The following is a 15,272-nucleotide window of genomic DNA, read 5'->3' as shown; positions in this document are numbered from 1 at the left end:
ACATTCATTCTATCTAAAATCGGTATCGAATCCTCAACTATAATAAATTGATTTTTATTTAAATATATTGGTTTAATAACTACATAATAAGGCTAAATCTAACAAAGACATTTGCTTTGGTTTTAATGAATATTGTAGAGCATAATCTTTATTAAATAATTGTTCTTTTACTTGTTTAGCTATTTCTTCAACCATTGGAATAACAATAGAATTTCCCACTCGATTATAAAGCTTTCCTTTACTACCAATTAATTTAAAATCATCCGAAAAACCCATTAAACGATAACATTCTTTCAAAGTTAATTTTCTTACTTTTCCATTATGTAAAAGATAATATCTCCCAGCTGATTCTTGAGAAGATAATGTGGGATGACTGCCTTGTGATGAGTAAATTCTGTTTGGTTGTTTATGTACTCTTGATAAATGTTGGGTATCTGGACGAGTACCATTAACTCTGATATTCTTATTGCGATAACCTGCAAAAATTAGCCCTGACATTTGTTGTTTAGGATTTTCAATTAAGGTATATTCATTTTCTTTTAAATACTCAAATTCTTCACTATTATCTTCTAAAACATCTTTTAATTTTTTATGATTAACTTTCTTTAATTTATTAAAATCAAATTCAATATCTCCTAAATAACCTATGATTATAGTGCGTTCTCTGTTTTGAGGTACACCAAAATCAATGGCATTTAATAAAGCCCAATTGGTTGTATAACCCAGTTTATTTAATGTTATTAAAATAGTATTTAAAGTCTTACCATGATCATGATTTTTAAAATGCTTAACATTTTCTAAAACTACCACTTTTGGTTGATGATATTCTAGTATTTTAGCAATATCAAAAAATAATGTTCCTCTAATATCATTAAAACCCTTTTTTTCTCCTGCAATACTAAAAGGTTGACAAGGAAAACCAGCAAGTAAAATGTCAAAATTAGGAATAGTTTTTATGCTTATTTCTCGTATATCCCCAAAAGGTAATTCTCCGAAGTTATCAAAATATATTTCTCTAGCGTGGGCATCAATTTCAGAACTAAATACACATTGAAAACCCACTTTTTCAAAACCTAATCTAAATCCTCCAATTCCTGCAAATAAATCAATAAATTTATAAGTCATTTTCTAATTCCTCCATAAGTTCATTCCATTTATTTTTATGTATTGCTTGTAGTTCAAGTTCATTTTCTATTAATTGAGAATAAATATTTATAAATATTTCTAAACTAGAAATTAACCTCAAATAATATTTTAATGAAGGAATCACTCCGTTAACAACAATTTGACAACCATGATTATTTTTTACTTGATATATAATATCATTTATAATATCAATTTCATCTTTTTTTACATCTGCATAAGATAATATATAATATCTTTCTGGATTATGTTTAATAATTTTTTCCTGAGCAATTCTAAGAATATTACTATCAATTATTTTATCTAATTTAATTTCTAAAACCTCAAATAATTTTTCGAGTTTAATAATTTCAATATCTCCTGCACTTTTTGAACTTTGATCAGAAGCTGTATGACTTCCTAATGATTTTAATTGACAATTATTATATCTAGCAATTTCATCTACAAGTATTTGATAAATAGCATAAAAAGCTAATACTGGTAATTTAGAACCTCCAAAAACATTATAATTAAATGAGAATTGTTTATTTAATATGTCTATTATTTTAGAAATAGTTAATTTCTCAGGGTTATTTAATGGTTTAATAATAACTTGATTTTGTTTCTGTATATTGATTATTTGTTTGAACAATTCTACCAATATATATTTGGGATGAATTTTTTGAACTTCTATGGCATCAATTAACTCTAAAAATGCCTTTTTAACTTCTTTATTCCCTATTTTACCCTCATAATTTAAAGTATAAGGATAAGGTTGCTCTAATGAAAGAGTAAGCCAACCACTTTCTGCCATTGAAGGTAAACCTAATTCTTTCAAAGTTGGGGTTATATATTGTGTATCAATTGTTCTACCAGAAAAACCATTTTCAATTTGTGTTTGATGATTTCTAATATCTTGTTCTGGATGTAAAATCTTGTAAATAGATAAAGTCACGAAAACTGTATAAACACCTTTTTGAGTAAAACATTTTTCAGAAATAATTTTAATATTTTCTAACAAATTTATATCTATTTTTGAGATGTAAGAATGTCCTTTTCTTGCTTCATCATAAATATATATTAACCACTCTTTATAATTCATTTATTTTTTGTATTATTTATTTAAAATATTAAGTTTTCTTTTCGGAATTATATCATTAGTAATATTCCAGTAATTTGATGCTTTATCCATATTATATGCCATAAATTCTAAATCTATTTTTTCTAATTTTTTTATTTCTAATTCGCTAATATCTACTTCTAAAACTTTAATTATTTCGTCTCCAATGGCTTTAGCTAATATAGGAATTACAGCGTTACCAATTTCTCGAAAACCATGCCAAATTGTCTCATGAAATAAAAACCAATCAGGAAATGTATGCAATCGAGCGGCTTCTCTTACTGTAATACATCTTGGTTGATTGTAGTGAATAGGACGGGCGGCAGTATATGCACCTTTATCTCTAGCAGTTCCAGCCCTTAACGTATTACATAATCCTGTGGGTGAAAGTTTCAAAAAGCGACTGGTTTTTTCTACCTCCCCTTGAGGTGTTGCTTGAAAACGCTCGATGGATTTTTCTGTGTGATTTGAACCTACATGATTGTAGATAAAATTATCTCGCTGTCGATGATGACATAATTGATAGATGCCTTGAGAATTTAAGGCAAAACTACGCTTAAATCCTGAATAATCGAGTTTTTTTGAATTTATACCTTTATTTTCACCGATAAATGCTGGAATTGAGCTTAAATCAGCGATCGCACTTTCTACATTATTAAATTCTTGAGTTTCTAAGGGATAACTAACAGGTTTGACATCATGACGACTACCCATGAGAATTAAACGTTTTCGTTTTTGAGGCGCACCAAAAAGACTAGCATCGAGAATTTTAACAGGTTTAGCGATGTGATAACCGATATTCTCAAATTCTGTAATTAATTCTGCTAAAAATTGTTTATGACTACCAACAGCAATACCAGGTACATTTTCAAAGATAAAATATTTCGGTTTTAAGTCTTTTATGACTCTAAAATATTCAAAAACTAGAGAATTACGAGGATCATCTAGTTGTCTTTTTCCCATTAAAGAAAAACCTTGACAGGGTGGTCCACCTGCAATTAAATCAATATCATTATCAATTCCTTTTTGTTTAAGAATATCCTTTAAATAATTAGTTTTTAAATTGTTTATATCTTGACAAATAGTAGTGGTGTAGGGAAAATTAAGATGATGAATTAAAGCATGAATTGCATCAAATTCTACGGCTACGGCTACATCAAATCCAGAGGCTTCTAAACCTAAAGACATTCCACCACATCCAGAAAATAAGTCGATCGCGATCGGTCTTTTCATTAATTATACTGAGGAGAATTAAACTGTTATTTCACTTTAAAGATAAAGGGTTTTAATTTCAAGGTACTGCGTCATTACTCACTGACTAAATAAGTAAACCAACTATTTAAACTATCTAATTGTTGACTGGCTTTCATTGCACCTAAACCCCTAACAATCACCTTATTTTTGCCATAGACAAAACGACTACGCAAATGAGAGGGTAATTTTTCATTTAATAATAACCATGCTGGTTCTTGCATGGGTGTTTCAAGAATAATATTTTGTTTACCTTCTGGTTTTATCCGTGAAAAGCCGATAGATTTCGCTTTCTGTTTTAACTCTGCTACTTGTAATAATTGTTGTGTTGGTTCGGGAATATCTCCATATCTATCTCGCCAATCTGCCTCAATTTGCTTGATTTCTTTATGACTAGATACAGTTGCGATCGCACGGTAAGCATCCATTTTTTGTTCTAAATCAGAAATATAACGATTAGGAATTAACGCCGTCAGAGGTAAATCAATTTGAGTATCTTCTACTTGGGGAATTTCTTGCCCTTGAATTTCATTGATTGCCTCTTTCAACATTTCAGTGTACATTTCAAAGCCGATAGCTTCCATTTGTCCTGATTGCTCTGCACCTAATAAGCTACCAACCCCCCGAATTTCCATATCACGCATAGCTAAATGATAACCTGATCCCAGTTGCGAAAATTCCTGCAATGCCCGTAATCTTTTTCGAGCCACATCTGATAAAGTTTCGTTATTAGGATACAATAACCAAGCATGAGCCTGTATGCCCGAACGTCCTACTCTTCCTCTAAGCTGATAAAGTTGAGCTAACCCGAATTTTTGGGAATCTTCGACAATTATTGTGTTAACCCTCGGAATATCTAATCCTGACTCAATAATAGTTGTGCATACTAGTAAATCTGCATCACCGTTATTAAATCCTAACATTGTCGCCTCTAATTCACCTTGTTGCATTTGTCCATGGGCAATGGCTATTCTTAAACTAGGTATCATAGACTGAAGCATCTCAATTACTTTTTCCATACCCTCAATACGTGGTAAAACATAGAAAATCTGTCCACCTCGATCAAGTTCATTCCGAATTGCCGTACGAATTACCTCCCCATTAAAAGGCAAAATATGAGTTTTGATAGGGCGACGACTAGGAGGAGGAGTAGTAATTAAACTCATTTCTCTTACTCCAGAAATGGACATATAAAGAGTACGAGGAATAGGAGTTGCACTAAGGGTTAAAACGTCAATAGATGCTTTCATGGCTTTGATTTTTTCTTTTTGGTTAACCCCAAATCTTTGTTCTTCGTCCACTACTAATAAACCCAAATTTTTATATTTAATTTTATTACTTAAAACTAACTGAGTGCCAACAACAATATCTAATTCTCCCGTTGCTAATTTTTGGATAATTTCTCTTCTTTCAGACTCAGTGCGAAAGCGATTTAATAAGCCAATATTAATGGGATAAGGGGAGAATCTCTCGACTAGAGTATGATAATGTTGTTGAGATAAAATAGTTGTAGGAGCAATAAAAACTACTTGTTTATTAGCCGCAGTAACAGCTTTGAAAATTGCCCTAATTGCTACTTCAGTTTTACCAAAGCCCACGTCACCACAGACTAATCTATCCATAGGACGATCACTTTCTAAATCCCTTTTTACATCTTGAATTGCCTTTAATTGATCGGGAGTTGGTTGATAAGGAAAAGAATCTTCTAATTCTAATTGCCAGGGAGTATCTTCAGGGCAACAATTGCCTTTTAATTCTGCTCTAGTTGCATATAATTTAACTAAATCAACCGCTAATTTTTTAATAGATTTCTTAACTTTATTTTTGACATTTTCCCACTCTCTTCCAGACATTTTATTTAACTTGGGGGGGGCTTCTCCTGTATGTCTATAGCGAGAAACTAACTCTAAACTGTCAGCGGGAACTCTTAATAAACCATCACTATATTTAATTACTAAATATTCTCTATTTTCATAAATCTCTAACTCTAAAAACTGTCCTACTCCATGATATTTATGAACAATAAAATCTTTGGGTCTAAGTTTATTTACATCTACTTGTTTTGATGCCGCCTGACGACGTTTTCTAATATAGGTAGGACTGGCTAAATTATGTTGTCCAAAAAACTCTCTATCTGTAACAATAGCGATGCGAAAAGTAGGTAAAATAAATCCTTCTAATTCTGCTTGTCCTGAATATTTTAAAGCGGTAGAAATATTTTGACGATGGAGTTTTTCAATAATACCAAAATCAATAGGATTAGCGATAAATTGAGCGGGGCAATCATGCTCCTGTAAAAGGGCAACACTACGAGAAGGTTGAGCAGAAATTAACCATTTATTATACTTACTCAAATCAATAGAATTATATGCTTCTTTTTTCCCTCTTAAAATTTTAGCTAATTTTGCAAATTGATGAGGAGAAATAGGTAAAGGGCGAGAAGATAAATTAATAGTAGGTATTTCGTTATCGTGAATTTCTAATGCTATTTCTGAAAGACGAATTTGAGGATATTTAATCAACTTTAAAGACTTACTAAAATCTCGATGAATTTTCGGAATAGTTTCCATATCCTCAACATTGAAAACTTCTTTACTACCCTCTTGATAAGGGGGTTTAGAAATCATTAATTCATTTATTAATTGCCATTTTTCCTCCGCTTGTTCTACCCAGATACGACTATGAGCTTGACATTGCTCTATTTCATCGATGGCAACTATCGTATTTTCAGGGAAATAGTCTAAAATCGAGGCAACTTGACTATTTTCACCATTAAAAGCTAATCCTAAAAAGCGAGTCATGGCTTCAGGATAAATGCCATTTTCCAAATTCTCTAGCTCTAAAGTCGAAATATATGGTTTGATAATTTCTATGCTGGATAGATTATGACTAATTATGTGTTGCCAATTTGTGGGAGTTAAACTTAACTGATCAATTTTATCTAAACTTCGTTGAGAAACGGGATCAAATTCTCTGATAGATTCTAATTCATCTCCAAAAAACTCTAATCTCACGGGTAATTCTGCCGAAACAGGGAAAATATCGATTAAATCCCCTCGTTTGCTCCATTGTCCTTCGATTTCTACGAGATTAACCCGCTCATAACCCATCCTGGCTAAAGTTAGATCAATTTTTGGCAACAATGGGCTTAAGTCTTTTGTCTCGTTTCTATTACTCAAAGTCATGCCCTTGCATAAATTTAAGCAATAGTCCGCAAAAACAGATGGAGGAGGTAAATGAGGTTGTAAGGCTTTTTCTGTGGTGACAACCGCTAAAGGTAAATGTGTAACATCTTGATTGATTAGGTTTGAAAGAGTCTGCATCTGTCCCCAAATCATCTCTGATTCACTGTTTAAAGACTCATAAGGAGTTGCTTCAGAAGTTGGATAGAAAAAAACTTGTTTCCAACCCATAACTTCAATATTTGCCATCCAACGAGATGCTTCTTCAATGGTCGCACAGATTACAAGTAAATTCTTCTTTTCTTCTTGAATAATGGCAGAAGTAACTAAACCTTTAGGTAATCTCGTGACTCCTTCTAACTGAAGAGTTTTACTGGTATTGAGTTTATGAATTAATTCTGTTGTTAGAGGAGATTTAGCGATCGAGCGAATTACAGAGTTGAGCATGAATTAGCATTGATAAAAACACGAAAGCAAATTATAAACTTTATTATCTAGCTTAACTAAATTGCAACTATAGATTATTTTAACACTGAAGATTAAAAAAACTTGAAAAATTAACAGTAATAGTTTATAATGGTTGATTGTGTATAAAGAAGGCTCGGTAGCTCAGTAGGTTAGAGCAGGGGACTCATAAGCCCAAGGTCGGCAGTTCAAATCTGCCTCGAGCCATTTTCAGGGGTCATTAAATCCCACTCTCAGGGTTTAAGAAAACCCTTAAAATCTTTACATAATGTACAGTTGGCTGGTTTTGTTCACAGTTTGTTCACAGTCAAATTTTAACGCATTTATAGGATTTTTGGGATTGGACTTTCAAATTTGTTGTCAGATATTAAGTGAATTTAAAGAGCGTCATGAAGAATTTATGAAAGATCCTCTGGATTTTTCCCCTCTCAAATATACTCTGTGTCCAGATCCCGAAAAGGGTTTTACTCTCAAACATCTTTCTCCCATTGAAATTACTCAGGCTTTATCAAGGGGTGAGAGTGTTCTTCTGTTATGGACGGAGAATGTTAATCAAAGACTGATTGAAGGTTTATCCCTCGTTTTAACTCCTAAAAAAAAACCTTTGTTGACAAGGAAATGAATGAAGCAGAAACTAGAGCGAAATTAATTGATCCGAGTTTACATCGAAGGGGGTGGACGGAAGATCATATTCGTAGGGAAGAAACGGCGGGGAGTATCGTTCTTATTGATGATCAGCCCCGTAAATTGGGTAAGGGTAGGGTGGACTATATTTTAAGGTTAAGATTATCAGAAACAACTCAACCCGTAGCAGTGGCAATTATCGAAGCTAAAGCGGAATATGCACCACCCAATCAAGGTTTAGAACAGGTGAAACGTTATGGCAAGTTGTCGAATGTGCCTTTTGTTTATAGTTCTAATGGTCATTTATTTGTGGAGTATGATGCTTTTACAGGGAAAACCAGTAAGCCTAAACCGTTGAGTCAGTTTCCCACTCCTCAAGATTTACAGGCTAGGTATGAACAACACAAGGGTTTTAAGTTAGATGCGGAAATAGCGAAACCGTTATTAACTCCCTATCGTGGAGGGGAAGCGTCAAGGCGATATTATCAGGATGCGGCGATTCGAGCGGTATTTGAGAAGATTGCTTCTTGTTATGAGGGTAATGAGGCTTTAAGGGCTTTATTGAGTTTGGCTACTGGTGCTGGAAAAACCTATATTGCGACTCAAATTCTCTGTCGTATAGCCGATGCTGGGTTGTTAAGACGGGCTTTATTTATTTGCGATCGCACTGAATTAAGAGATCAAGCTAGTGGGGCGTTAAAGGGTATTTTTGGGGATGATGTGGCGGTGGTTTCGGGTAAGAATCCTCAGAAAAATGCACGGATTTTAGTGACTACCTATCAAACCTTAGATGTGGATAGTAATGAGGATACAGGTAATTTCTTAGTTAATAACTATCCTGAAAACTACTTCAGTCATATCATCATAGATGAGTGTCATCGATCGGCGTGGGGTAAATGGTCATTAGTTTTAACTCGTAATCCTGATGCGGTGCAAATTGGTTTAACTGCCACTCCTCGCAAGTTAGAGACTACCGAAGACACTCCCGAAGTGAGGGAAGATTTACAGATTACGGCGGATAATTTACGTTATTTTGGTGAGCCTGTTTATGAGTATGATATTGGGCAAGGTATTGAGGATGGTTATTTAGCGGTTTGTTCTATTCACCCTCGTAATATCAATTTAGATCATACGGGTATCACTATTGAGGAGATTTTGGCACGGAATCCAGTAGATAGTATTACAGGGCAACCCGTCACGGAGGAGGAGATTCGAGAGCGTTATGAGTGTACTAGCTATGAGCGTCGCATTGAGCTTCCTGACAGGGTTTTAGTCATGTGTCAAGACTTATTCTCGGCTTTAGTACAAAGGGGCAAACCTGAGCAAAAAACTGTGATCTTCTGTGTCAGTGATAAACACGCTGATGAGGTGGCTATTACCATGAATAATATTTATGTGGATTGGTGTGGTCAAAATAACCGTCAGCCTTTGCCTGATTATGCTTTTAAATGCACAGCAAAGGGTTCGGGTAATGATTATTTACCAGATTTGAAGGAGTCTTCGAGAAGTCATTTTATCGCTACTACGGTGGATTTGTTGACTACTGGGGTGGATGTGCCTCCGTTGGAAAATATTGCTTTTTTCCGTTATATGCGATCGCCCCTCACTTTTTATCAGATGATTGGTAGGGGTACAAGGTTACATCCTCCTTCGGGTAAGTTGATGTTTCGGGTTTATGACTATACCAATGCTACTCGTTTATTTGGGGTGGAGTTTTTGACTAAGTTATCTCCCCGTAAGGATGACAAGACAGGCAATAAAGTTAAGGAGAAGGGCGGTAGTTATAATGTGGAATCTCAGAAAATTATTACGGTGGAAGGTTTTGATGTACGCATTAGTGCAGGGCAAAAGTCTATTTTAACGATGGTAAATGGTGAGACGATTCCTGTGAGTGTGGAGGAATACCGAGAAAGGTTAGGGAAACGGTTAATGGAGGAGGTGTCGAATATTACTCTATTTCGGGAGATTTGGATTAAGCCTAATACCCGTAATCAGTTAATGAGTATTTTACCCGATGGGGGGCGATCGCCTCTAGTATTAAGAGCGGTGTCGGAGTTGGAAGACTATGATTTATTTGATATTTTAGGGGAATTGGGTTATGGTATTCAGTTACGCACCCGAAAACAACGGGCAGAAGCCTTTGAGTATAAGCAAGAAAAATGGTTAGAAATGATGCCAAAAGCCACAGGAAAGACTATAAAAGCCATTACGGCTCAATTTGCTCAAAATGGAACGGAGGAGCTAGAAAACCCTAAATTATTTCAGTTACCAATGGTGAAAAAGGCAGGGGGAATCAATGCGTTAAAAGAGTTTGGCGATCCTAAACAGATATTATTAGATACTAAAATGAAGTTATTTGCTGCATAAGGAGTTAAAAACGATGAGTAACATTTCACCTACTTTACTTGATCAAATTCAAGAAATGAATGTTAATGAAAAGCTAGAATTGATGGTCTTTTTAGCTAATTCAATTAAAAATAATCAACAAAAAATGATAGATTTTTCTGAAAAAAAAGGTTCTTTAAGTAGATTTATTGGTATTGGTAAAGGTTGTTATCTAACTCCTAAAGATGCTGATAATTTTATTCGTCAGGAGCGTGATAAGTGGGATTATTAGAAGTTATTAAAGGTAAAAAAATTTATTTAGATACTAATATTTTTATTTATGCTGTTGAAGGCTATGAAGAATATTTAGAACATTTAGACTTGTTATTTAATTATTTAGAATATGGTCTTTTACAAGCTATTACCAGTGAGTTGAGCCTGTCAGAAGTTTTGGTTAAACCAATGATAGATAAAAATATTAATCTACAAAATATTTATCAAGATATGATTCAAAATTCTTCTAGTTTAGAGGTAATAAACATTGATAGAAAAATCCTAATAGAGTCAGCAAAGATAAGAAGCAAAACGAAAATTAAGTTACCTGATTCTATTCATGGGGCTACCGCAATTTTAAATAATTGTTCCGATTTTTTAACTAATGATAAACAGTTAAATTTGTTACCTGATATTAACGTTATTATTTTGGAAGATTTACTGAATAAATGACTAAAAATAAGCACCATTTACCTGATGGTTGGCAATGGGTTAAATTAGGCGATATTTGCCAAGAAGATAAACAAATTATTGAGCCTAAAACAAACTTATGGGCATCTTTAACTTATATCAGTTTAGAACACATTGAGAGTCAAACAGGTAAGATACTTAAAACACCTTCCGAATCCTCAGAAGATAAAGGAATTAGCTCAACTTATGCTTTTAATACATCTCACGTTCTATATGGCAAATTACGTCCTTATCTAAATAAAGTCGCTATACCTAATTTTTCTGGTAGATATACCACTGAGTTAATCCCTTTTATTCCCAAAGATGGTATAGATAGAGTATTTTTGGGGTGGATTTTCAGGAGAAAAGAGACTGTAGAAAGAGCGATGCAGGGTAAAACAGGTTCTAGGATGCCTAGAGCAAGTATTTCTGATTTACTAAAATTAGAAATCCCTTTACCGCCAATAGATGAACAAAAACGCATTGCATCGATTTTGAATGAGCAAATGTCAACAGTAGAAAACGCAAGGAAAACAGCAGAAGCTCAATTAGAAGCAATAAATCAACTACCTTCTGCTTTGTTAAGACGTGCCTTTAATGGAGAACTGTAATAGAACAATAGTTTGTTATATTAACAAAAAGCCTTATTTCATAAAATGACCTTTTACTGAAATAAGAAAAATAAAATCAATCCTTATTTCAATTTCATGAAATAAAACAATAAACTTTATATTTGACTTAAATGCGTGCAGGTTATTATCAAGAACAACTAGAAGGCTATAAGGCTTTTATTCCCGCCAATTTACCTCCGAATCCTCCTATTGAAATGGATAATGAGTTAGTAAATTTATTATCTTCTGCCGATCGTTCTTTGGGCAGATTAGATGGTGCAACGTCAGTATTACCCAATCCTGATTTATTTGTAGCGATGTATGTAAGACAGGAAGCCGTTTTGAGTTCTCAAATAGAAGGCACACAAAGCACCTTAGAAGATGTATTGGAGTTTGAAATAGACGAGCAAGGTAATGAACACCCTAAAGATGTTCAGGAAGTTGTTAACTATATAAATGCGATGAATTATGGTTTACAGCGTCTTAATGAATTACCTTTATGCTTACGTCTAATTAGAGAAATTCATCAAAAATTACTTGATGGAGTTAGAGGAAGCGATCGCAGTCTAGGGGAATTTAGAAAAAGTCAAAATTGGATTGGTCATGAAGGTTGTAATCTTAAAACTGCTTCATTTATACCACCTCCAGTGGCACAGATGCAACAAGCCCTAGATAATTTAGAAAAATTTATACACTACAATAAGAATTTACCAGTGTTGATTCAATGTGGACTCATACACGATCAATTTGAGACAATACACCCTTTTTTAGATGGTAACGGTAGAGTTGGGCGACTATTAATTACATTTCTACTTTGTCAGAAAGGTATATTACAAAGACCCTTATTGTATTTGAGTTATTACTTAAAAGCCCACAGACAAGAATATTATGATGTATTAATGAACATACGGACAAATGGAGACTGGGAAGGATGGTTAAAATTCTTTTTACAAGGAGTTTATGAAGTAAGTCAAACAGCACAAATACCGCTCAAAATATTTTGAAATTACAACAAAAACATCGTCAGTTAATTAGTTAACAATCTGGGGGTAGTAACAATAGTCTATATGCTATTAGATTTATTATTTACACAACCTATTGTCAATATTAATCTTGTACAAACTCATCTCAATTCTAGCTATAACACCGCTAAAAAAACAGTAGATCATTTCATTCAATTGGGATTATTTAAAGAAATTACAGGTTATCAGCGTAATCGCCGTTATCGTTATGATCCCTATTTAGCATTATTTTAATTATGACCAAAAACAACATCAAACAATTTAACACCCAACAAAGCCTCAACAGCTATATTAAAGGTATCTGTGACATCATGAGGAGATCGAACTGTACCAGTGCCTTACAATACGTTCCCGAATTAACATGGTTGTTATTTTTGCGTATTCTTGACGACATCGAACGACAAGAAGCCGAAGGCATGGAAGCATTAGGCTTAGACTTTCATTACTCCCTTGAATACCCTTACCGTTGGCAAGATTGGGCATCTCCTAACGGTACAAAACGGCTAGAGTTAACCATGAGTGGCAACTTAGGAGATTTTATGAACTTCGTTAACGGCGGTTACGACAATGACGGTAAACCCTTTGGTTTATTGCCCACCCTCAAAGCCTTAAAAGATCAACCCAACGCTACTCCTAGACAAAAGATTGTCAGTGAAGTTCTCTCGGCTACTGATAAAGTAAGAATTGATAGTGAGCGTAACCTTCTCGATGTGTTAGATAAAGTTCAAGAAATTCGCAACGTTGACGATACCCATATTTTTCCCATATCCCAAGTAATGGATGACTGTTGAAAATGGGGGAGAAAAATAATGATGGTGGGCAATTCTTTACCCCTAGAGAAGTCATAAGGGCGATCATCACGGCTATTGATCCCCAAATCAGAGAAACTGTCTATGATCCAGCCAGTGGTACAGGAGGCTTCCTTGCTCAAACTTACGAACATATTAGCAATCAATTAGGAGATGACATCACTGCCGAACAATTAGACACCCTCAAACATCAAACCTTTTACGGTAGGGAGAAAGAAAACCTTATCTATCCGATCGCCTTAGCTAACCTTATGTTACACGGTATCGATCAACCTAACCTATGGCATGGTAACACCTTAACAGGTAGTGCTGTCTATGGCGACTTGTTTAAAAATGCCCCTCAACTATTTGATGTTATCCTCACTAATCCTCCTTTTGGTGCCAAAGAACATAAAGAAGTACAAGCCAAGTTTAGTTATAAAACCAGTGCCACTCAAGTTCTCTTTTTACAACATCTCATCGATAGCCTCAATCATAACGGTAGATGCGGAGTTGTCTTAGATGAAGGGGTATTATTTCGTACAAATGAAACCGCCTTTTTACAAACCAAGAAGAAACTACTCAATGATTTTGATTTATGGTGTATTGTCAGCCTTCCTGCGGGGACATTTGCTGCGGCGGGAGGGGGAGTTAAAGCCAATATTCTATTTTTAGAGTTACTCCCCGACAGACAAGACAGTGAGAGAAGTTGGACTGTTACCCGTGAGGAAATAGAGGCAAAAAACTATGATCTTAAAGCCGTTAATCCAAATATAAAAGTAGAGGAGGACGATCAAACCCCTGAAGAACTGATACAATTAATTGAAGATAAGGGAGAAGAAGTAATGAAAGTATTAGCCCTACTTAAATAATTGAGTCAATGATTTATCCTTGCGTGTATTTTTTATATCCAGTTATAGCTCATGAATACGATTGGCTTTATGATACTCCCTATCCAGTTTATTATATTGGCTCTACTTTCAATATACGCAGGAGACTATCAAATCATGTGTACCAACTCAAGAATAATAAACACCCGACTAAGTATCTACAGAGAGACTTTAATATTCTCAATCAACGATGCTATCGTCACCCACATCCCCAACTGATATATGGACTGATATGGACTTTAACCCCACAACTGTTGAATAAATTCCACTTAACCCCTACTTTCCGTTTCGAGGAAGCCTATAAGTATGGCTTTAATTGGAGCAAAACAAACGAAGATTATATTCTTCGACAGGTTGAACGCCATATTATTGTCACTAATTACAAAATTTTATACAACTTCAGAGTATGCAAAGAAATAGAGATTTCCATGCCCTCACCCCATCAATCCTTTAAAGACTTTATTGAGCAAGGCTTAGTTCATAAACCTTACAAAATAGAGATTTAGACTTAATTTACACATAATTTTTATAACGCTATATACATTACCATTATGATTGAATGTTTAGTCCATGAATATATCCCAAGGAAATATCTACAGTGTTATCTCCGCAATTAAGAAAGTTGAGCCTGATTTAATCATTTACCAAATGCCATTGCATCGAGAATGTACAACAGACCATTATATTCCCATGATGAATGTTGCCGAACTAGCAAAGCCAGGAGATTACTTTTTAGTGATTAGTCCACCCTATCAGATACCTGATGTAATCAGAACTCTAGATCGCAGTGGACTGAATGTACAAACTCTTTGTCATCTAACACGTCCGAGAAAAATCCTAATTCCCCATATGGAGATGATTAATTGTTGGTCTTGTTTGTCAGTTGCTTACAAACCACCTATTCAGTCTCGTACTCGGGTAATGGAAGATATGATCTTTGAAGAACGCAATTCGAATAGCAATATGGTATCTTACCAAAGAGATCCAGAGACTCATCTCGTTGAATATATCAACTTGATTGGTACGAAAGGAGATAGAATTGCCTGTGTTTATGCGGGAATACAAATTGATTTTAAGGTTGCACACCAACTATTTGATCAAGAACTAAAAGCTAACAGGCAACTATTCTACTTCAATTTATGCTTCTAA

The 15,272-nt window shown here is 34.4% G+C and carries 14 protein-coding genes and 1 tRNA gene; 11 read left to right on the top strand and 4 right to left on the bottom strand.

Going from position 1 to position 15,272, the window contains the following annotated elements; genetic code table 11:
* Positions 1–72: 72 nt before the first annotated feature.
* The 4 genes from GM3708_RS16110 to mfd form a co-directional block, all read right to left on the bottom strand.
* Positions 73–1,125 carry a DNA cytosine methyltransferase gene (locus tag GM3708_RS16110; protein WP_066349034.1) on the bottom strand — a complete coding sequence of 351 codons (1,053 nt, stop codon included), beginning with the start codon at positions 1,123–1,125 and terminating at the stop codon, positions 73–75.
* Entirely contained in the window at positions 1,115–2,224 is a 1,110-nt protein-coding gene (locus tag GM3708_RS16105; protein WP_066349032.1) for a hypothetical protein, read from the bottom strand. The genes GM3708_RS16110 and GM3708_RS16105 overlap by 11 nt, the downstream gene beginning before the upstream one ends.
* Positions 2,225–2,236: 12 nt before the next feature.
* Positions 2,237–3,475, bottom strand: a complete 1,239-nt coding sequence (locus GM3708_RS16100) for a DNA cytosine methyltransferase (RefSeq protein ID WP_066349030.1) — start codon at positions 3,473–3,475, stop codon at positions 2,237–2,239.
* Between the two features lie 74 nt (positions 3,476–3,549).
* Complete coding sequence (gene mfd, locus GM3708_RS16095) at positions 3,550–7,122, bottom strand: transcription-repair coupling factor (RefSeq protein ID WP_066349029.1); 3,573 nt, start codon at positions 7,120–7,122, stop codon at positions 3,550–3,552.
* Between the two features lie 151 nt (positions 7,123–7,273).
* Here mfd and GM3708_RS16090 point away from each other — a divergent pair.
* The 11 genes from GM3708_RS16090 (at position 7,274) to GM3708_RS16050 (ending at position 15,272) form a co-directional block, all read left to right on the top strand.
* Positions 7,274–7,347 (top strand) — tRNA-Met (locus tag GM3708_RS16090).
* A gap of 133 nt (positions 7,348–7,480) precedes the next feature.
* Positions 7,481–7,762 (top strand): hypothetical protein, encoded by a 282-nt coding sequence (locus GM3708_RS16085; protein WP_144439335.1) that lies wholly within the window; start codon positions 7,481–7,483, stop codon positions 7,760–7,762.
* Positions 7,759–10,131 (top strand): type I restriction endonuclease subunit R, encoded by a 2,373-nt coding sequence (locus GM3708_RS16080; protein ID WP_066349027.1) that lies wholly within the window; start codon positions 7,759–7,761, stop codon positions 10,129–10,131. The genes GM3708_RS16085 and GM3708_RS16080 overlap by 4 nt, the downstream gene beginning before the upstream one ends.
* Before the next feature lie 13 nt (positions 10,132–10,144).
* Positions 10,145–10,381, top strand: a complete 237-nt coding sequence (locus GM3708_RS16075) for a hypothetical protein (protein WP_066349025.1) — start codon at positions 10,145–10,147, stop codon at positions 10,379–10,381.
* On the top strand, positions 10,369–10,815 hold the full coding sequence (locus tag GM3708_RS16070) for a PIN domain-containing protein (RefSeq protein WP_066349022.1): 447 nt from the start codon (positions 10,369–10,371) through the stop codon (positions 10,813–10,815). The genes GM3708_RS16075 and GM3708_RS16070 overlap by 13 nt, the downstream gene beginning before the upstream one ends.
* Positions 10,812–11,423, top strand: a complete 612-nt coding sequence (locus GM3708_RS16065) for a restriction endonuclease subunit S (RefSeq protein WP_066349020.1) — start codon at positions 10,812–10,814, stop codon at positions 11,421–11,423. The genes GM3708_RS16070 and GM3708_RS16065 overlap by 4 nt, the downstream gene beginning before the upstream one ends.
* Before the next feature lie 131 nt (positions 11,424–11,554).
* Complete coding sequence (locus GM3708_RS16060; RefSeq protein ID WP_197671675.1) at positions 11,555–12,427, top strand: Fic family protein; 873 nt, start codon at positions 11,555–11,557, stop codon at positions 12,425–12,427.
* Between the two features lie 63 nt (positions 12,428–12,490).
* The gene (locus tag GM3708_RS19100) at positions 12,491–12,679 is read left to right on the top strand and encodes a hypothetical protein (RefSeq protein ID WP_197671674.1); all 189 of its coding nucleotides are present in this window, start codon (positions 12,491–12,493) and stop codon (positions 12,677–12,679) included.
* A 2-nt stretch (positions 12,680–12,681) separates the two neighbouring features.
* A complete protein-coding gene (locus GM3708_RS19510; protein WP_231932990.1) occupies positions 12,682–13,236 on the top strand; it encodes a type I restriction-modification system subunit M N-terminal domain-containing protein in 555 nt (184 codons plus the stop codon).
* Positions 13,237–13,238: 2 nt separating this feature from the next.
* The gene (locus tag GM3708_RS19505) at positions 13,239–14,105 is read left to right on the top strand and encodes a class I SAM-dependent DNA methyltransferase (protein WP_231932988.1); all 867 of its coding nucleotides are present in this window, start codon (positions 13,239–13,241) and stop codon (positions 14,103–14,105) included.
* Positions 14,106–14,771: 666 nt separating this feature from the next.
* The gene (locus GM3708_RS16050; RefSeq protein ID WP_144439334.1) at positions 14,772–15,272 is read left to right on the top strand and encodes a hypothetical protein; all 501 of its coding nucleotides are present in this window, start codon (positions 14,772–14,774) and stop codon (positions 15,270–15,272) included.

It is taken from the genome of Geminocystis sp. NIES-3708 (assembly GCF_001548095.1).
Lineage (GTDB): Bacteria > Cyanobacteriota > Cyanobacteriia > Cyanobacteriales > Cyanobacteriaceae > Geminocystis.
Note: the sequence above shows the minus strand (reverse complement) of the source record. Positions and strands in the feature narration are given on the sequence as shown.